The organism is Micromonospora sp. NBC_01699, from assembly GCF_036250065.1.
Classification (GTDB): Bacteria; Actinomycetota; Actinomycetes; order Mycobacteriales; family Micromonosporaceae; genus Micromonospora_G.
In genome coordinates this window covers 5,509,871-5,529,265 of the sequence record NZ_CP109199.1, presented here as the reverse complement: position 1 = coordinate 5,529,265, position 19,395 = coordinate 5,509,871, and the positions used below count along the sequence as shown (strand labels likewise).

At 72.2% G+C, this 19,395-nt stretch carries 10 protein-coding genes; all 10 read right to left on the bottom strand.

The annotated features are described in order from the left end of the window. Positions 1–302 precede the first annotated feature (302 nt). The 10 genes from OG792_RS22265 to OG792_RS22220 all read right to left on the bottom strand — a co-directional run bounded on the left by OG792_RS22265 (position 303) and on the right by OG792_RS22220 (position 19,337). Complete coding sequence (locus OG792_RS22265; RefSeq protein ID WP_329101884.1) at positions 303–2,249, bottom strand: hypothetical protein; 1,947 nt, start codon at positions 2,247–2,249, stop codon at positions 303–305. Further along, positions 2,246–6,157 (bottom strand): DUF5682 family protein, encoded by a 3,912-nt coding sequence (locus OG792_RS22260; protein ID WP_329101882.1) that lies wholly within the window; start codon positions 6,155–6,157, stop codon positions 2,246–2,248. Before OG792_RS22260 ends, OG792_RS22265 begins: the two co-directional genes overlap by 4 nt. Continuing rightward, positions 6,154–7,344 carry an ATP-binding protein gene (locus OG792_RS22255; protein ID WP_329101879.1) on the bottom strand — a complete coding sequence of 397 codons (1,191 nt, stop codon included), beginning with the start codon at positions 7,342–7,344 and terminating at the stop codon, positions 6,154–6,156. Before OG792_RS22255 ends, OG792_RS22260 begins: the two co-directional genes overlap by 4 nt. A 111-nt stretch (positions 7,345–7,455) precedes the next feature. Continuing rightward, positions 7,456–12,588 carry a hypothetical protein gene (locus OG792_RS22250; RefSeq protein ID WP_329101877.1) on the bottom strand — a complete coding sequence of 1,711 codons (5,133 nt, stop codon included), beginning with the start codon at positions 12,586–12,588 and terminating at the stop codon, positions 7,456–7,458. Beyond that, on the bottom strand, positions 12,585–13,388 hold the full coding sequence (locus tag OG792_RS22245; RefSeq protein WP_329101875.1) for a DUF4132 domain-containing protein: 804 nt from the start codon (positions 13,386–13,388) through the stop codon (positions 12,585–12,587). The genes OG792_RS22250 and OG792_RS22245 overlap by 4 nt, the downstream gene beginning before the upstream one ends. Before the next feature lie 1,048 nt (positions 13,389–14,436). Beyond that, the gene (locus OG792_RS22240) at positions 14,437–14,952 is read right to left on the bottom strand and encodes a MauE/DoxX family redox-associated membrane protein (RefSeq protein WP_329101873.1); all 516 of its coding nucleotides are present in this window, start codon (positions 14,950–14,952) and stop codon (positions 14,437–14,439) included. Beyond that, positions 14,949–15,350, bottom strand: a complete 402-nt coding sequence (locus OG792_RS22235) for a S26 family signal peptidase (protein ID WP_329101871.1) — start codon at positions 15,348–15,350, stop codon at positions 14,949–14,951. The genes OG792_RS22240 and OG792_RS22235 overlap by 4 nt, the downstream gene beginning before the upstream one ends. Beyond that, complete coding sequence (locus tag OG792_RS22230; protein WP_329101869.1) at positions 15,347–17,149, bottom strand: ABC transporter ATP-binding protein; 1,803 nt, start codon at positions 17,147–17,149, stop codon at positions 15,347–15,349. Before OG792_RS22230 ends, OG792_RS22235 begins: the two co-directional genes overlap by 4 nt. Then, entirely contained in the window at positions 17,146–17,652 is a 507-nt protein-coding gene (locus OG792_RS22225; RefSeq protein ID WP_329101867.1) for a TlpA family protein disulfide reductase, read from the bottom strand. Before OG792_RS22225 ends, OG792_RS22230 begins: the two co-directional genes overlap by 4 nt. Next, positions 17,649–19,337, bottom strand: a complete 1,689-nt coding sequence (locus tag OG792_RS22220; RefSeq protein WP_329101865.1) for an NB-ARC domain-containing protein — start codon at positions 19,335–19,337, stop codon at positions 17,649–17,651. Before OG792_RS22220 ends, OG792_RS22225 begins: the two co-directional genes overlap by 4 nt. Positions 19,338–19,395: the final 58 nt, after the last annotated feature.

The following is a 19,395-nucleotide window of genomic DNA, read 5'->3' as shown; positions in this document are numbered from 1 at the left end:
TCTGGCGGGCGCAGCCAAACGGCTGCTCAACCCGCAGTCCGGCCGGTGCCTGGAGGCCGGACCCAGCTCGCGCAACGGTGTCCAGCTGTACCTGTGGGACTGCACCGGTTCCGTCTCCCAGTCCTGGCGCATCAACTCACCGACCGGGACGGTCTCGACGGCAGTGACAAAGGCAGGTACCGCCCCGGCGCCCGCCCAGGTTCGAACGGGCGCCGGGGCACGGCCGGTCTGGTCACGTTCGCGACCGTCCGGCCCGCTACCGAGCTGTTCCAGAGATTGATCGCTCCCGAATTCGAAACAGGTCAGCCGACGGGTGACTCGGTCCAGGAGGACCGGATCAGCTCCCGCTCGGTGGCGGCGAGGTGGGCGGTCGCGGCGAGCCAGGCCCACGCGTACCGGTCCGGCTCGGGATCGGCTAGGCGGCCGAACACGTCCCGGCCACGCCGGTCGGACTCGTGGGCAAGCGCTGCGGCCACCGTGGCGGCGGTGGTGAAGCCGGCCCGGCGCAGCGGACCGGCCAGCTCGGCGCCCTCGCTGCGGGCCGCCTCTCCGACGGCACGCCGACCGCCGGAGACGGCCAGTTCCACCAGCCGGCGGACCCGCCACAGCGGGGACTCCGCAACCGCGTCGACGCCGGGAGCGAGGACCGGTTCGGTCATCGCGGCCAGGTCACGCGGCGGCAGGTGGCCGCCCTGGAGCTGGTCGTAGCCGAGGTCCGCCCGGCCGTGCCAGTCCGGCGGCAGCCGCAACGTCGCGACGGCGCCGGGCACCGGGCCGACCGCGAGCGGGTGCAACGTGCCGGGCCGGGCCGGGTCCAGCCGGCCGACCACCCGGATCCGCAGGCCCGGCCAGGAGGCGAGCCGTCGTAGGTTGGCCACGTGGGCGAGCACGGGATGGGAGTTGACCGGCACCAGCCGGATCACCGGCCCATCCGGCACAGGTGCACGGTCCGGTCCGGCATCGCCGCCGGTGGCCAACTCGCGGGCTAGCACCTGGTCGCCGACGGCACCAACCACCATCAGGTCGCAGCCGACCAGCGCGGTCCCGGCCCGGGTCGGATCCTCCGGGTCATCCACGGCGAACTGGGCGGTCGCCACCTCGGCGAGCGGGCGGGCGAACAGCTCCGCCAGCGGCCTGCTGGACCAGTCGATCCCGCTCAGTGGGGTGGCCCGGACCCCCTTGCCGGCACCGAGCCGGCCGTCGGGGGAGACGGTGGTGCCGGTGATCCGCAGGCCGCCGCGGGCCAGCACCGCGTGGTTGACCGCGACCGCACCCATTTCGGTGACCGCCCCGGCGCAGTCTCGCGCCCGGTCCGGGCCGCCCGGCTTCACGTCGCCGAAGGAGAGCTGGCGCCCGTCGGCCGCGATCAGATGGGTGACCACTCCGGCGTATCCGGTCGCGCTGATCACCGGTTCCCGACAGACGCCGTATACCTCCAGCGTGCCGTCCGGCTGGTAGGCCCGCCGGAGGATGCCGACGAGCGCTGGATCAGGGTCGCCGGCGGCCAGTCGGCCGGCCACGTACAGCAGGTCGTGCAGCACCTCGACCAGCTCGGCCAGTCGGTGGCCGGCTTGTCGTTCCCGGTGGGCGCGCAGGCCGCGTACCGCGCGCAGCGCCGCGCTTTCGGCTCGCGGTAGCCCGGCCAGCCGGGCGCTGTGCGCGGCCCGCAGCAGTTCGGCCTGCGGCACCGCACCGGCGGCCGGCGCGCCGGCCGCGAGCACCGCGCTGCCGGCCCGCCACAGCGCGCCGGCGGCGGCCCGTTGCGCCTTCGTCTGCGCCGCGCTTCGACCGGTACGGCCGACGGAGGCCCCGTCCGCGTCAGCCGATCCTCCGGTACGTCCGGGCCTGCCGGTACGTCCGGTGGCCGCGCCGGTGCCGCCCGAGGTGGACGATGCGGCGGTGCCGGACGCCGGCTCGGGGTGGGCGGCCGGGTCGGCGACCGGACAGGCGACCAGGACTGCGGTCCGGTGCAGGCAGCGGGGTGCCAGCAGACAGCTGCACCGCGCCTGGTCCGGGTCGGTGACCGCGCCGGTCGGTCCGGGTGTCAGGGTGACCAGGGCCTCGGCGCCGCAGGCGATCGACACGCCGCCATCGACCGGGTCGGCCGGTACACCGGCCAGCCGTTCGACGGTGGCGTCCAGCCGCTTGTGCAGCCGGGATGGCAGGGCAGCCACCGCTGCGGCGGCGACACTCGGCAGCACCGGTGGCAACCGGTCGGCGTCTACGACGATGGGCGTGCGATTCGTCAACGTGATCCTCCGCGTACGCGGTCGCCCACCCAGCGGGCGAGTTCGAGCGGGCTGAGAGCGGCGACCGGCATCCCGGCCGCGACGAGCTGCTCGGCGACCGGAACCGAGTAGCAGGGCACTCCCCGGTCGTTCAGCGCGGCGCAGCCGAGCAGGTGTACGCCGGAACCGGCCAACGTGCGAACCTCGCCGAGCAGCCCGGCCAGCGGATAGCCCTCCTCGAAGTCGCTGACCACCGCGACGATGGTGCGGCTTGGCGTGGTCACCAGTGCACGGGCGGCGGCCAGGCCGGCGGCGATGTGCGTACCGCCGCCGACGCGCACCTCCAGCAGCAGCGACAGCGGGTCGTCGACCCGGTCGGTCAGGTCGACCACCACGGTGGAGAAGGCGAGGAAGTGGGTGGACAGGGTCGGCACCCCGGCCAGTACGGCGGCGGTCAACGCCGACCACACCACGGACGCCTCCATCGAGCCGGACACGTCGACCACCAGCACCAGCCGCCAGTCGGCCTCCCTGCGGACCCGGGTGTTGAAGATCGGGTGTTCCGGCACCACCACCGTCCGGCCGTCGCCGAGCCGCTGGGTGTGCGCCAGGTTCGCCCGCAACGTACGGGCGAGGTTGATCCGGCCGCCGGGACGGCGGGACGGACGCGGGTTGGTCAACCCGGTCAACGCCGGACGCATCTGGGTGGCCAGCTGCTTGGTCAGCTCCTCGACCAGTCGCCGGACCAGTGGCCTTAGCTTGGCCAGGTGCCCCTTGGGCAGGCCGCCGGCCAGTGACAGCACCGAGGTCAGCAGCTCCATCGAGGGGCGTACCGCGGCCGGGTCGAGTTCGGTGAGCACGTCGGTACGGCCGCTCTCGGCTGCCCGGGCGATCACCTCCTCGCGTACCGCAGTGCCGAACAGCGCCTCTAGTTCGTCGGCCCACTCGCGCGCGGTCGGGAAGGAGGCTTCCTGGCCACCGCCGGCCGCCGGGCCGAGGTCGATGACGCCCTCGCCCCGGCCCGCCCCGTACAGCTCGTCGAGGGCGCGGGCGTAGCGGCGGGCGTCGGCCGACAACCGGTCGGACTGACGGCCGAGCAGCAGCCGCCACCGGTCCGTCGGGGTGAGCCGAGGGGCCGGTGTGTCCGACCCGGCGTCGGCCCCGGCGTCGGCGGTGGCCCCGGTGCCGACGGGAGCCTCGGCGGAGCCGGTCGGCGGGCCCGGAATCGGGATGTTGCGGGCGACCAGGGCGGACCGGCCGACCTCGTCCGCAGCCGCCCAGCGGGCCAGCAGTTCGGGCGCGGCGGGCAGGGTCAGGTCGAGCCGATCGGCCAGCCGGTCGGAAACGGTGCGCAGCAGCCGATCCCGGGCTGCCGGGGTGAGCACGTCGAATCCGCCACGCAGTGCCGGCAGCCGGTCCAGGAACTCGCTGTCGGGAAGCCGCTCGATCCGCTCCAGCAGCGGGTCCAGCGCGGCCGGGGCGGACTGTAGCAGCGGGTGCGCCGCGGTGAGCAGACCACCGAGCAGCCCGCGCAGGTGCCGTCGGGTGTCCGGTCCGGTCGCTGAGTCGACCCACCCGGCCATCCGGGTGCCCAGGGTGTCCAGATCGGTCAGGTCCAGCAACACCCGGGCGGCCAGGGCGGCGCCCTGGATCAGGGACGAACCGGTCCGGGTCAGATAACCGAGAGTCTCGTCCAGGCGCAGACCGATCCGATCCTCGCCGGCCCGGACCGCGAGGTCGACCAGCGCGGCGGCGTCGGTCGTGGCATCGCTGCCGGCCAGACCGGGCAGCCCACGGACCGCCGCGTCCAGCAGCACGACGGCCAGCTCGGCCGCCCGGGCCCGGCCGGCGGAGGTGGTGCCGGGCAGGTGTTCCCGGCGCAGCGCCTCCAGCAGGTCCAGTGCGGCCAGCAGCTCGGGCAGTGTGCCGCTGTCCGGCAGCACCGTGGCGGCCAGTTCGAGCCGGTCGGTGACCAGCTCGGGCAGGTCGCACCGGGCGGCGTCGCGGAGCCCGGTGAGCAGTTGCGCGGCGGTGGGGCCACCGTCAGCGGCCTCCCGACGGAACCGCTCCCGCAGGGTGCCGGCCGCCGCCAGCGTCGCGGTCACCCCGCGTACGCCGACCAGGTCCAGCCGGGCTGCCACGGATGGCGTCCAGGCCAGTTGCCAACGGGTGGTCAGGGCCGCGCCGTCACCACTGCCGGACACCGCGGTCGGCTCGCCGTAGCCGACACCGCAGAGCTGGAGGCGTTGCAGCAGGATCTCCCGCCGCCCGTCCAGTTCGGTGCGCAGCGGGTCCAACCGGAACTCGCGGGCCTTCGGGTTGTCCGGGTCGGGCAGCCGCAGCGCGGTGAGTTCCGCCTCGACCGCGGGGCCGAGCCCGGACCGGGGCGTACCGGGGGCGATGCGGCCCCGCTCGGCACCGACCAGCACGGTCTCCAGTGCCGCGGCCAGCGCTCGACCACGGCCGAGCAGTTCACCCTGGCCGAGCACGGTGGTCACCGCCTCAAGCACCTCGCCACGGCCGGGGGCGGGCAGGTCCCGCAGCCGGGCCAGGTCGTCGGCCAGCCGTACCGTCTCTGCGGCCTCGCCGGTACCGGCGGGATGGCCGGCCGAGCGGAGTTCCCGGCACAGGTCGGTGACCGCTCGGGCGGCGGCGGCCCGGATCCGTTCCGGTTCGCCCGCGGCGGTGAGGACGGACTGCTGCCAGCGCGGGTCGCGGATCCCGGCCGGGTAGCCGGAACGGGAGTCGAGCAGGTCGAACGCGTACGGCACCAACGAGGTGATCGTCGTGCCATCGTCGCCGTCGGTGGTGACCGGTCGGGGCTGGGTCGTCACGGACCGGACCCGATCGGACGGGTCGGCGACGTTCTGAGTGGACGCGGTGGTGACATCGGCGGTCGACGGGATCGCGGCAGGGCCGGCGCCGCCCGGCGCCGGATCGCCGCCGAGCGGGCCGGGCGTCCGATTGCCGTCGTCACCCACGGGGTGCTTGGGAGTGGCGCCGCCGACCGTGCCGACGGCCCGCGACGAGCCGTCGGAGGCGTCGACGTCGGTCGACGCAGCGAGCAGGGCCGGGGCGTGGAAGGCGCCGATGACGGCGGCGACCCGCCGACCGGTGGAGCCGGCCTCGGCCAGCACTCGACGCATGTGCCGCTCGCGCGCCAAGTCCCGAGCCGGCACACCGTCCCCGCTGGCGCTGTCGGTACGCATCGCCCAGCCGACGCCGAGGGCCGCCCGGCGGACCGCTTCGGGCGAGCAGCCCGGGGCACGTACCTCGACCACCCGGTCCCACAGGTCGTCGCCGTCCCGGCCGGTGCTGCTGGCGCTCAGCGCGGCCGCGTAGCCGGACCGGCGCGGGCCGGACACCGGCTCACCAGCCTCCGGGGCGGGATCGCCACCGACGGTCGGGACGGGATCGCCACTGACGGTCGGGGCGGGATCGCAACTGACGGTCGGCTCGGGCCCGGCGGTGGGCTCGGTGTCGCTCGCCGGGTCGGTGGCGGTCCAGCCGGGGTCGGCCAGCGGCAGGTCGCAGCAGACCACCTCGACACCGCGCTGCCGGGCCCAGCGGATCGCGGCCAGTTCCGGCGAGAAGTCGGCGAACGGGTAGAAGCCGATCCGGCCGTCCGCGCCGTGGCTGCCGACGAGGGCCAGCGGAGCCCGGGCGGCGGGGTCGGACAGGTACGGCAGCCAGCGCTGGAAGTCGGCCGGCAGTTCGATACAGAGCACCTCGGCCCCGGCGGCGTCAAGCAGTGCCGGAACCATCGCCGCGAGGGCCGGGCTGTGATGCCGCACCCCGATCAGGTACGGCCGGACCGAACCGGTGAGCATGTCGACCACGGCTCGTGGGTCAGCCGGGGTCGGATCGACTGTCGGCGGGGCGGCGGCCGGGGCAGCCGCACCGATCGACGTGTGGGAAAGGGTCGTCACCGCAGGCTCGCCCGCAGGTCCCAGAGCCGGCGCCACATCGCCGAGCCGTCCTCGGCGCGGCGGCGCACCGGGCCGTCCCAGTAGCCGAGTAGCCGGGCGTGGTCGTTCTCGTCGTCCTTGCGGACGACGCCGAGCAGGTGCCCCGGTACCAGATCGAGCGCGTCCCCGCCGGGCAGGTACGCCGCTGCCAGTCCGAGCGACACCGCCACCTGCACGGCCTCGGCGGTCGACATCACCGTGCCGGGCCGTTCCACGTCCCAGCTCTCGCCCGTCCGGCCGGAACGCAGGTCGCGGAAGACGGTGACCAGAGCGTCCAGCACCGCGTCGTCCACCGTGTACGCCGCGCCGGCCCGCTGCACGGCGGCGACGGCCTGCCGGCGGACCAGGTCGGTCTCGGTGTCCGCGTCGGAGATCGGGTGGATGGTCTCGAAGTTGAACCGGCGCTTGAGTGCCGAGGACATCTCCGACACGCCCCGGTCCCGCAGGTTCGCGGTGGCGATCACGGTGAACCCGGGCGTCGCGCGGATCAGGCCGCCCTCGGTGCCGACCAGCTCCGGGACGTTCATCCGGCGGTCGGACAGGATGGACACCAACGCGTCCTGGACCTCGGGCAGGCAGCGGGTGACCTCCTCGATCCGGACCACCCGGCCGGTGCGCATCGCGGACAGCACCGGCGAGTCGACCAACGCCTGCGGGGTCGGACCCTGGGCGAGCAGCAGGGCGTAGTTCCAGCCGTACCGGAAGGCGTCCTCGGTGGTGCCGGCGGTGCCCTGCACGGTCAGCGCGCTGGTGCCGCAGACCGCGGCGGCCAGCAGCTCGGACAGCATCGACTTGGCTGTACCGGGCTCGCCGACCAGCAGCAACCCCCGCTCACCGGCGAGGGTGACCACACACCGCTCGACCAGGCTCCGCTCACCGACGAACTTCGCCGGGATGGTCATGCTGGCCGGCAGTTCGGTGCCGTCCGGACCGGTACGCCGGTCGGCGGGCAGCTTCAGTGCCTCGCCGTCGCTGCCCTGGACGAAGGTGACCACGGCGCGCGGGGTCAGCGCCCAGCCCGGTGGCCGGGCCCCGCCGTCGTACGCGGCCAGGAAGGCCAGCTGATCGGCGTACCGCTGTTCGGCGGAAAGGACCTGGGCGGCGGTCTCCGGCACCGCGGTGGGGCGGGCGTGTTCCGTCACGGTCACGGGATTCCTCGATCTCTCTGTGGTTCGGATGGGGCGGCTGGGGCGGGAGCGGTGGGACCTGCCGCGACGCCCGGGGTGGCCGTCGCGGATGCACCGCCCTGCGGATCGGCGTCAGCGGCGGGTGCCGCGGCTGGGCAGGTTGTCGAACCGGGGCCGGTCGCCGTCGCGGACGCGTTGCCAGGCTCGCAGGTACAGCCCGGCGACCGGTTCGAACGGCACGGTTACGCCGAGCCCGGCCGTACCGTCGGGTGCGAGGTCGAACAGGGGGACCTTCCAGCCCTCGATCGGCGCCTGCCCGCCGCGCCGCTCCAGCCACCGACCGGGCAGGAACAGCGACCGGCCGGCCCGGGACCGGCTGGCCGCGATGACCAGGTCGGTACCGGCCAACTCGGCGTGAGCCGCCTTCAGCCGAGCCGGCTTCCAACCGGTCCACCTCGCCGTGTTGCGGTCGGTCGGGTCCGGCATGGCCAGCAGCATCAGGTACACCGCCGCCGCGTCGATGCCCAGGCGGTGTTCCCCGGCCACCTCGGCGACCAGGTCGGGGACCGATCGGGTCGGATCCTGCGGCCACCACGTCCCGGCCTCCGCCCGCGCGTCACCGCCGGGATCGCCCAGCAGCGCCGCGAACCGCGGGTCGCGGACCAGACCCAGCGCGACCTCCATCGGGTACGGCTTGGCCGCGTCCCCCCGCAGCGCGGGCAGGTACGGGTCCGTCCCGTCGGCGTCGAGCAGGTCCGGCCGCAGTGCCGGGGACGGTTGACTGTCGTAGGTGGCCAGGACGATGGCGCCGTACCGTTCCCAGCCGGGGCCGGTCTCCGACGGGGTGCCCGCCACCTGGCGGAACTCGGGCAGGTCAATGTACTGGTCGAGGTCGAGCAGCAGGTCGCGGTTTGCCAGGCGGTCCCGTACCGCGGCAAGCGCGGCCGGCAGCGCGGCCCGGCACGGGTCACCGGCCGGTGTGTGGTGAGCGACCCAGGCGGCCAGGGCGATCGTGGAGCGCAGCACCTCACCGGTGAAGCCCACCGCCCGGTCGTCGACCTGCTTGGCCCGGTCGCCGCTGATCGCGAAGGTCAGGTCGGTGCTCAGCTCGACCGAGCGGGCCGGGTCGAGTAGCGCTGGCAACGCCTTCGCGGGTCCCCAGCCGGTGCGGAGCGCGCGGACCGCCTCGGCGAGCAGCTGTTCGGGCACCACCGCCCGACGTCCCAGGGCGGCGTTCCAGACCGCCGCGGCGGCGGCCACGTCCGGGCCGGCGGTCCACAGTCGGGCCGGGTCGTCCGGCAGCAGCGCCGAGACCACGGCCCGCCGGAGTTCCGGCCTGGCCTCGTTCAGCATGCCGAAGGCCAGTTTGACCTCGCCGGCCTGCTTGATCCCGAGCGCCCTGCGCAGCTCGATCGGCACGGTGTTCGCCGAGTCCACGTACGGCAGGCCGGCCAGCACCAGCTTCGCCGCGGTGGGGGTGACACCGGTCAGCTCGGCGAACGACTCGGCTGCTTCCGGCCGCCAGCACAGCGGCCCGCGCGCGACCCACTCGCCGAGGAAACCGGCCAGCCAGCCCACCGGGCGGCCGTTACCGACCGATGCCGAGGACTGCACCGTGTACGGCTCGGGCACGGCGAAAGCACCGGCCGGATCGTGGTACAGCGCGTCGAGGGCGTAGCCGGTGGGCGTACCCCTGGCCTTGAGAACGGCGATGAACACCCCGTCGGACACCGGCAGCACACCCGGCCCGGGGTGCCGGCGCGTCCCGTCGGATCCGGTCAGGTCGTCGTCCAGTAGGTGCAGCGTGAACCGGCGCCACCGAAGCGGTTCGTCCGCCCCGCTCAGGCCGAGCCGGTCGAACTCGGTGAGCAGGGCACGCAGCGTCTCCCGGTGTTCGTCCGGGGTGACCGCCGCGATGGCCCGGTAGGCGACGGCTGCGACGCCGTCGAGCAGGGGCGACCAGTCCAGGGCGCCCGGCAGTGCGGGTCCGTCGACGTGCAGCCGGACGGCGGGCCCGCTTCCGGTGGTGGCGCCCCGCTGGGTGGCGAACGCCTGGAACTGGGTGAAGACGTGAGCCGAGCCGCTCGTTCCGTAGGTCGAGCCACGCAGTCCGTCCAGCACCGTATCGAGCTGCTCGTCGGTGGGGCCGGTCACGGCGACCGCCGGCACTGCCTTCGGTGCGGACAACGACGTGGTGAGCCGCTCGGTCACCGTGTCCAGCTCGGTGCGAACCCGTGCGGCGAGCCGCAGCACGCCGACCACCCCGGCCAGCACCGCGTCATGGCTGACCGCCCTCAACGTCGATCGGACCAGCTCGACCAGCGCGTCCTCGTCGTCCGCACCGGTGGTGGTGCCGGTGGTGGTGCCGGTGGTGGTGCCGGTGGTGGCTGGTCCCGGGCCGCCGGCCGGTGCGCCGACCATGGACGCCGGGACGGCGGCGGGACGGCCGATGGTGGTGCGCGGGGCGCTGGTCGGCCCGGAGCGGGTCGCCTCCCTGGCGGCCGCTTCGGCCAGGGCGGCACGACGTTCGTCGAGGGCGACCTTGAGCAGCGCGGCTGCGGTGTCCCGGTCCACTCGGCGCAGGGCGGCAGAGCCGGCCGGGTCCCGAGGCAGCATGTTGCCGAGGAACCTCTGCTCCGGCAGCGGAACGGCGCTGGCGGTGTAGGCCCGGCTGGACGGCGGCCCGGCCGTGGCCGACACCACCCCGTCCGGATCGACCAGGACGAAACCCTTGAGGACGGCCCGTGGTCGGTCGTCGCCGGGCAGCACCAGCGCCGCGACCGGCTCCTGGCCCGGGGCCACGGTGACGGTACGACCGGCCAGGTCCTCGCCGCGTACCGAGCCGTCCGGCAGGGTGACCACCCGCCAGCCGAGTAGACCGTCCACCGGGACGGCAGCCGGGGTGACCCGGTCGGACAGGGCTGGGCGCAGCCAACTGTCCGCTGTCCGAAGACGGCTCCCGTCGAGCGGGAGGTCGGCCAGGAACCGGGGCATGCCGCGCCGGCCTTGGGTGTTGCTGGCGGGGTCGTACTCGCGCCAGCCGTGGTCGCCGTCGCCCGCGCCGTGGCCGTGGTCGCCCGTGCTGTGGCCCTGTTCGTCGCCTACGCCGCAGTCGTGGTCGTCGTCTACGTCGTTGTCGTTGGCGTCGGCGTCGCGGACGTGGACCCAGTGGGAAATGCCGTCGGTGATGATCCGCCGCTGTGACGGGATCACGGTGTCACCGACGTGCAGGACACCGTGGCCGGTGGTTCGCCCGCCACCGGGCAGCGGCAGGGTGATCTCGTTCGCGTGCCGCTGGCCGTCGTGGATCGGCTGTGGCTCGTCGGGCGAGGAGTGCCAGTAGCCGCGTGGGTCGTACCCGAGGGCCTCGGAGCGCCAGTAGACCAGGAGTTGGCCGTCGACGTAGTGATAGTCGGGCTGGCCCCACATGTCGCCGGCCGGAATGCGCAGGTCGTGGCGGAGCACGATGCCCTCCGCGCCAAGCACGCGTACGGTGGTCGGCCCGCCGAGGATCACGTACGGCCAGGCTTCCTGCCAGGTCCACTCGACCCGGTGGTCGCCGCCGGTAACCTCCTGCCAGGCCAGCTCCCACTCCGGCCAGCCCAACTCGTCGATGATCCCGCCACGCAGGCTGCGGGCGACGTGCTCGGCGAGGTCAACGCCGAGGGCCTGGCCGAGGTCGCCGTCCCTACCGGGGTCACCGGACAGGCGCAGGTCGTCGGAGACCAGGTGCACCGCCTCGACCGGGAGCCTGCCCAGCCAGTCCACCGACTCTGGCAGGTACGGCAGTCCGGTGGCGAAGCGGTGGCGGATCCGGGCCCGCAGCCAGTCGGTCAGCAACGGCCGGATGCCCGGCGTCTCGGCCATCCGGCGCAGGGCGTGTGGCTGGCCGTCGAGCTGGTCGAGGCCCCGGCGCAAGGCGCTGACGAACCGGTCGTCGCCGGCCACGGCGAGCAGATCCCGCTCCCCCTCGGTCTTGACCCAGTGCGCCAGGTCCACGGAGTCCCGCTTCGGCGGAGCCACCGGTACGTCGAGGGTGAGCAGCAGGTCACACAGGTCCAGGTCGCCGTCGACGGCGAGGGTTTCACCGATGTCGGCCAGTTCGGCCCGCAGTCGGCCGGCCATCCGCTCGACGAGCGGGTACAGCTCCGGCAGTCGGCGACGGTGGTGGCCGGAGCCGGCTCGGCTCACGAAGCGGCGTAGCCAGCCGACGGACCCGTCCCGTGGCCGGGCCGTATCCGGCACCTCCGGGTCGGACAGTCCGGTGAGCGCACCGGTGTCGGACAACAGGACCAGCCAGGTGACCAGGTCGTCCCGGTCGGTGGGCATCAGGTCGAGCAGGCTGCCCCGGATCGCGGGGTCGCGGCCGGCCAGCGCCTCCACCGCCGGCAGGTGTGCCTTCCACCAGCCGGCCGGCGCCTCGGCGGACACCGGCAGCCGGAGCAGCTCGGTCAGGTACGCTGCCTCACCATCAGCGATGGCGCCGGCCTTACCAGCGGCCCGGACGAGCCGCTTCACCGCGTTGGCCGACTGCACGGACGGAACCACGCCGGCGGCGGCGGCCCGCAGTGCCAGCCGGCAGAACCGGTCCAGCGCCTCGCCGGCCGGCAACTGCGCGGAGAGCTCCTTCGCGTAGCCGGCCAACCCGGTCGCGGAGACCACCTTGGCCGACGCGAACTCCACGTACACCTCGTCCAGTCGATCCAGGTCGACCGGCAGGCCGTGTTGAGCCTCCGCCTTGCGCGCCTTGTTCAACAACTGCGTCGCGTACGTGTCCTGCCCGGCGGCGAGGAACAGCCGCGCCGCCTGCTCGTAGAAGGTCGGCAGGAAGTGCGGCAGCGTACGGCCGAACCGGTCGGCGATGACCTGGTGCCCATCCAGGGCGGCCTTCGGCCGCGACCGTGCCTGTTTGGCCAGTTTCTGCAACTCCGGCACCACCGCCAGCGCGTGCCGGCCGTCCGCCGGGTGGTGCACCAGCACCCACTCCGGAAACGCCAGCGAGCGGCGCTGGCCCAGCCCGACGACGGTCGGAGCGGCGGCCGTTGCCAGACCCAGGAACCCGACGGCGATGTCCTCGCCCTCTCCCAGTACGGCGTCGACCACGCGGACCACCAGTCGGTCGCCGAGGGCCGGGTGCCGGTAGGTACGGGCGGTGAGCGGCACCGCCCGGTCGCCGGCCCCGGCGGTGTCGGTCGGCAGTACCGCGCCGACGGCCAGCAGGCTCTCAGTCGTTTGCTCGCCCGACCCGGTCGTCATCCCGGTCACGCCTTCTTCTCCGTTTTGGTCAGGGCACCGGACAGGGCCGTCGCCATCCGCATTCCTTCCGACCACGCGACCGGCCCGACGTCGGTCAACCGCAGCGTCGGGCCGTCAAGCACCGACCAGGAGAGGGAGCCCAGCGTCGCCTCGGAGTCCCAGTAGTCCTCGTCGAACCAGATGGCGGCCTGGACCGTACGGCCGGTCTCCCAGATCCGGCACGTGACCTGTGAGCCGGCGACCCGGAAGCCGAGCGTGGCGGCGCGGGCGGCCAGCCGGTTGGGGACCGTGATGCCGCAGAAGTCGGTGATCGTGGTGTCGCGGTCCTTCAGGTCGCCGGGTTTGCTCCAGATGCCCCGGTGCAGTTGCTCGATCCGCTGGCTGATGTCCAGTTCGTCGGCGAACTCGCGCAGGTCGGTCAGATCGGGCAGGCGCACCGGATGGGGCAGCGTGGCGATGGTCGGCGAGAGCCGGACGGTTTCCCCGTCGAGGTTGACCACGCGCAGGTCACCGGTGTCGGTGACCTCTCGCAGGAAGCCCGGCTCGGCCGGGTCGTCGCCGAGCACCACGAGGTCGCGCAGCGCGTCCTGCCAGCCCGGGTCCGGCCAGACCCGGGCCAGCAGCCCGGTCGGCACCGGCAGCGAGGACACCACCCAGGCGTCGATCCGGGCCAGGCATTCGGCGGCGTGCCGGTCCAGCCACTGGGCGAGCTGGCGTAACCGGTCCACCTCGGGGTCGTCGCGCAACGCCTTCGGCAGGGTCTTCAGTGGGCGGCCGGTGGCGCGCAGGCCGATGGACCGAGCCGCCACCCTTCCGTCCACAAGGGAGATCTCGTATGAGTCCCCCACCGGCAGCCAGCCCATCAGGAATACCCTCCGTAGTGGAGAATCAGCCAGATTTCATGATAAATCGTCCTCGATCAACGATGTAGCGACGCTAACAGTAGTGACCGACAGGACAGGAGTCCGCCGGCGGCGGTGGCGGGCGTACCGGGGTCGAGTCCGACGCAACGACAAGGGCGGGATCTGTGGGAGTCGGCAGGTCCGGCCGGTTCGGAACCACTGCGGACGGCCGAACGGTAGCCGGACAAGCGAGAGGAATGTGACCTAGGTCACATTGAGGCGCACCGGTCGCACCTTCGGGCGAGCGGAGTCGCGCCGAGGTCACCGAGACCGTCCAGGGTCTCCGGATGCGCTCGGGACGCTGCGTACGCCCACTCCTTCGCCAGTAACGACCGCGGCGTCATTATGTGCGCCTTCAATTCGCCGATCCGGCCGAACAGCGACATCGTGCACAATGGTGCGCAGCTCCGGGGAACGTGGTCACCAGCTCGCCCATTTTCGGCGGGAACACCTGCAAGCCAGGTGTACGAGAGACTGGTTGACGGCGCTTTGCGTAAATAGTACGTTATGCCTGCTTCGCGCCTGCGAGGTACGCTCACGTCCCCGGAAGGCAGGTCAACAGGATGTTCGACGACCTCGTAGAGGAAATCCAGGAAGACCTCGACGAGCTTGAGGACGTACTGGAGGACGTCGGCATCGACGTCGAGATCGACGGCGAGTGACCGTCCGGGGCAGTCGGCGCAGGTCGACTGCCCCGTCACCCCTACCGGACCCGCGCGTTGGTTGGTGTTGCCGCGCCAAGAAGTCGTGCGTGGAGTGTCGGCTACGGTCTGCGCCACCAACATGGACTCGCCGGGCTGTTTGCCCGTGTCCGGCTTACGATCATGCATTGTTAACTCGCGGCTAACCCCGTGAGATGATCGCCGACACGCGTTGACCGGATCTTCCATTCCGTCTCTACGTCGAACCATTGCGATCGACCGGTGCGCGTCGTGTACCGCGCCGCAGATATGGCCTACAGCAGTGTGATGATGTCGTCGAGCATGACGACCAGACTGCCCACCACAGCACCGGCCACCGCAACCGTCACAGCGAATCCCAGCTCGACAGGCGTGCTGGACAGCGAGGCGAGTAGCCCGACAAAGGCTACGGCGACCAGCGCGATGTTGCGGCCGACGTGACGGACGCCCAATGGTGTCTCGGAGCGGCCGAAGCACCGGCAGGGTGCGCGGCTGCCTCGGGCCAGCGACATCGCGATGCCGGCGGTGAGCGCGATCAGCAGCGCCGCGGCTAACCCGAACCCGAGTATGCCCGCCCCGCGGGCCGGGCCGACCACGGCGAGCACGATCGTGAGCTCGGCAGCCACCACTGCGGTAGCCGCCGGGCGGGCCAGAGCTGGTGGCAGTACACCCATCGCCCGTACCGACGAGACGAAGCCGGCGAACGCGGTTGGTTTCCATAGCTTGCCGGCCACCGCGACGGCGAACACCACGCCGATCAGGACCCGGCAACCGATGGCCAGGTACGTCATGTCTTCCTCCTCGTCAGGGACCGGACGGCCACGCCGACCAGGTGTGTGCCGTCGTAGTAGCCGTGCTGCCGCGAGTCGCTGCTCCTGCTGCGGTTGTCGCCGAGCAGCAGCAGTCGTCCCGGTGGTACCCGGTCCTCAGCGTCGGGGGCAAGACCGGGCAGTACCCGGTCGCCCGGCGCTGCCGCCACCCGCTTGATGATCCAACCGGGATTGGCATCGAGCACCACAATCTGTCCGGCCCGAATTCGACCTGTGGAGGTCCGCCTGACCAGGATGCGGTCGCCGGGTTGCATCGTCGGCCGCATGCTCTGCCCGGTGACGGTGACCACGAGCCAGCCAAGCCGTAGCCAGCCGAGTCCGCTGGCCAGGACGGCCACACCGAGTAGTGCCAGGATCATGCCGCCGCCTCCTCCCGGTAACCCGAGGCCTGCAAGGTGAACAGGCGTGCATAGAGTTCGCCGCGTCCGATCAGCGCCGTGTGGTCGCCGTGTTCCGCGATCACGCCGTCGGCCAGTACCACGATCAGGTCGGCGTCACGGACGGCGGCAAGCCGGTGCGAGATGAGCAGGCTGGTGCGGTCGTCCCGGTGTTGTCTGATGCGGCCGTGCAGTTCGTACTCGGCCTCTGCGTCCAACCCGGCACTGGGCTCGTCCAGAATGAGTAGATCCCGCCGGTCGCGGAGAAACGCCCGCGCGAGGGCGAGCCGCTGCCACTGTCCACCGGACAGGAGTACGCCGGTCTCCGGATCAGCCCTGTCTGCCTGGCTGAAGAACATCCGGGTCAGCAGCGTGTCGTACCCGCGCGGCAGGCTTTCCAGAACGTCGTGGATACCGGCGAGCCGAGCCGCACCAGCTAGGCGCGCCTCGTCAGCGAGGGCGGTCAGATCGCCGACTGCGATGTTTTCGCGTGCGGTCAGGTCGTAGTTGACGTAGTCCTGAAAGACGGCCCCGAGCCGGGCCCGCAGATCGGCGGGGCGGAAGCTCTTGATGTCGATGCCGTCCCAGTAGATGGCCCCGGCGGTCGGATCGTAGAACCGGCAGAGCAGTTTCACCAGTGTGCTCTTCCCCGCACCGTTGAGTCCGACCAGCGCCACCGCCTTTCCGTGTGGGATGCGGAGGTTGACACCGCGCAACACCCAGGGATGGTCGTCGCTGTACCGGAACCACACGTCGCGCAGCTCGATGCCGTCGCGCAGCGCGGATACCTCCCGGGCCGGCTCTGGTTCGGGGAGATCGGGCGGCGCGTCGACCACGTCGAGGTAGTGGGTAAAGAGGAGCATCTGGTGGTGAACACCGGCGTACTGGTTGACCATCCCGGACAGCCCGGCCTGCACTCCGGCCACTGCCGCGACGAACATCGACAGGTCACCGACGGTGAGGTTGCCGGAGCGGGCCGCCAACAGGGCCCAGACCAGGCCGCCACCGGCGACAAGCGCCGCCGCGCCGGATAGGACACTCTGGGTCCGGGCATCCCGCCGATCCAGGACCCGCTTCGCCTGGTCGACTGAGCGGCGCTCGGCGAGCATGCGGTCGCGTAGCCACCCGCCGAACCCGAACAGCCGGATTTCCTTCGCCGCCTGGACGCCGCCGAGCAATTGCGCGTAGAAGGCTTCGCGCCGCTCGGCCGGGCCGATCCGCCAGGTGAGATCGGCGCGTTGGCGGGCCAGCGCCACTTCGGCCACGAGCGTCGGTATCACGGCGAGCAGCACGATGACGACCATCAGCGGGCTGAGGACGATCAGCGACCCGACGAAGCCGGCGACGATGAGCAGGCCCCGCACCACTTGCTGGGCGTCGTCGACCAGCTGAGACGACATTCCCGTGGCCTGCTGCGCCAGCCGCAGCCGATCCTGGAACGCCGGATTCTCGAATCGGGCCAGGCCGGCGAAACGATTCACCGCAGTGAAGAGTCGGGCGAGACTGTGCGCACCGACCGACCGTCCGAGGCTCACGCGCAGGTAGTCGTTCCACGGCGGGATCAGCGCGGCGGTCGTGCCGGTCGCGACGAGCCCGGCCGCCAGGCCGAGCAGCACGCGCATCGACGCGCCGGAGACCAGCTCGTCGATGGCCAGCTTCGTCAGCCATGCGACTATCACCGGGGTGAGCCCGGCCACAAACGCCAGCATGAGGTACGCGCAGGCCGCCAGCGGGGCCGCCTGCCATACCAGGGCGGCGACGTACCTGAGGGTTCGGATCATGCTGCGATCCGCGCCGCCTGGTCATCGAGGTCCCCAGCGCGGCCCGCGACCGAGACGATGGTGCCGTCGCGCACGACGCAGTAGCCGGGGTAGCCCTTGACCTGGAAGACCTTCTGATAGGCACCATCGGGGACATCCTCGACGACCACCCGGGCGACCTGCCCCAACTCACGAACCAGCTTGGCGGATTCGTTGGCCGGATCGAAGACCACGGCCAGTACCTGCTCTCGTGTGCGGGCGTACTCGATGAACGCGGGAAGCTGCTGCTCGCACGGGCCACAGCCGGGGGTGAAAAAGCCGACCACCGTCTCACCGTCCCAGTCGGATGCGGTGCCCCGGACGATGGTGCCGACCGTGGCCATCGGGGGACCCTGCATGGCGTTGCCCGGCGCCGGAAGCGACCCGGTGCCCTGCCGCAGCCGCCGGATCACTCCGAAGGTCAGTAGCAGGTTGAGTAGGCACAGTGCGCCGATCAGGGAAACTGCGAATGGCAGAGCGTTCATGCCGTCTCCTCGGGGACATCTTCTTCTCGTAAAAACTCCTCCAGCCCACTGTGGGCAGCCCTTGCGGGGTGGTGAGCCACCTCGGACGATCTCGGACGCGGGCGGACGGCACCTATCGCGCACTGGTACCGCCACAGGGCGGTGGCCAGATCACGGGCGAGTCCCGGCCGGCCGCGGTCGGCGGCAAGGGCCGTCATGAGCAGCAGGTTGGCGTGCTCATCTGCCATCCAGCGCCATGGGTCGTCGGCAGCGTCTGGCACCCGAGGCAGGTTGGCCTGGCGCCGTGACGGGTGTCCCTCCTCGCCGTCGCGGCCGAGACGGGACACCGCAACGGCGGCGGTCCGGCGGTAGTAGTCGAACAACCTGGTCATCGCCGCCCGGACTTGGCTGGCGCGTTCCTCCAGCCCGAGGAGTTCCACGGCATAGCCCCGTACCAGTTCGTGAAGGACGTACCGGCCAGCGCTCGGCTGCCGTACCAGGTGCGCGTCCACCAGTACGCGCAGGTGCCCGCGGGTGGTCGTGAGGTCCGTGTCCAGGAGGGCAGCGACCGCGTGGTAGCCGACGTCCTGAGCTGGATGCAGGGCCAGCAGGCGCAGCACGCGTCGGGTCCCGGCTGGCAGGCCACGGCAGGACACCGCGAGGGCCGAGCGGACGCCGCCCGCTAGCGCCAGCGTGACCGGCCGGGCGTAGTCGCCCACCGACCAGTCCGGGTGCTGCCGCAGGTGCCTGCCGACGATCGACAACGCCAGGGGATGCTGCCCGACCCGAGCGGCGATCCGCCCCGCAGCGGCTGTCTCGGCGTCGATCCGCGTGCCGCCAACGACACAGCGCAGCAGGTCGAGGGATTCGGCGGGATCGAGTGCGGTCAGGTGAATGTGGGCGGCATCGCGAAGGCCGGTCAGCCGGACCCGACTTGTGATCACGACGTTCTGGTGCGGGCTGTCTGGTATCAGTGGCGCGACGGTCTTCTCGTCGGCGGCGTTGTCGAGGACAACCAGGACGCGGACGTCGCGGAGCAGCGCCCGGTAGACCTCGGCCCGAGCGGCAAGGTCGCGCGGGATCTGTTCGCGCCGCAGGCCGAGATGTCGCAGGAACCTGCCCAGCACAGCCGACGGGCAGGCCGGAGGTGCTTCGGCGGCAAACCCCCGCAGGTCAGCCACCAATTGAATGAACTCATCGGCACTACTGCTCAGCAGACGATGCGCCGCGTGCATGGCCAACCAGGTCTTGCCGACACCCGGCATGCCCTGGATCAGGACCGTACCGCCAGCGCCGCTCAGATTGGCGAGACGCCGCAGTTCGGCGTGACGCCCGATGAAACCCTCCGGGGCGGAGGGCAGGTCGCATCGAGCGTCGATGAACGCCGACGCCGACGCCGTCACCTGAGCACGGATCGCGCGGAGCGCGTGCCGCCAGCGTTCGGCGTACTCATCATCGGTGCGCAGCGCCAGAACGATCGCGACCAACAGTTCCTCGTCCAACCGGCTGCGCCCGAACGCGAAATAGCCGGCAACCGTGCTCTTCCTCGTCAGCTCGCTGAGGGGCCTGCCCGCCCTCCGCCAGCGATCGTTCACGATACGAGTGATCACTGCGTACGACGTGTCGTGCGACCAGGCCTTGAGCAGTCGCAGAGCGGCGACCAGGTCATCCAGGGTGCCCGCCTGCCCAGGATCAGGCAAACGCACTTCTCTTTCCGTCGGGATATGGGCGGCCCCAAGTTCATGGTCCGTCCGAGTTGGTCCG

Bases quoted from the DNA above. Each gene is read 5' to 3' on its own strand.
- OG792_RS22240 (WP_329101873.1), bottom strand. From the start codon at position 14,952: ATGACGTACCTGGCCATCGGTTGCCGGGTCCTGATCGGCGTGGTGTTC.
- OG792_RS22235 (WP_329101871.1), bottom strand. From the start codon at position 15,350: ATGATCCTGGCACTACTCGGTGTGGCCGTCCTGGCCAGCGGACTCGGC.
- OG792_RS22230 (WP_329101869.1), bottom strand. From the start codon at position 17,149: ATGATCCGAACCCTCAGGTACGTCGCCGCCCTGGTATGGCAGGCGGCC.
- OG792_RS22225 (WP_329101867.1), bottom strand. From the start codon at position 17,652: ATGAACGCTCTGCCATTCGCAGTTTCCCTGATCGGCGCACTGTGCCTA.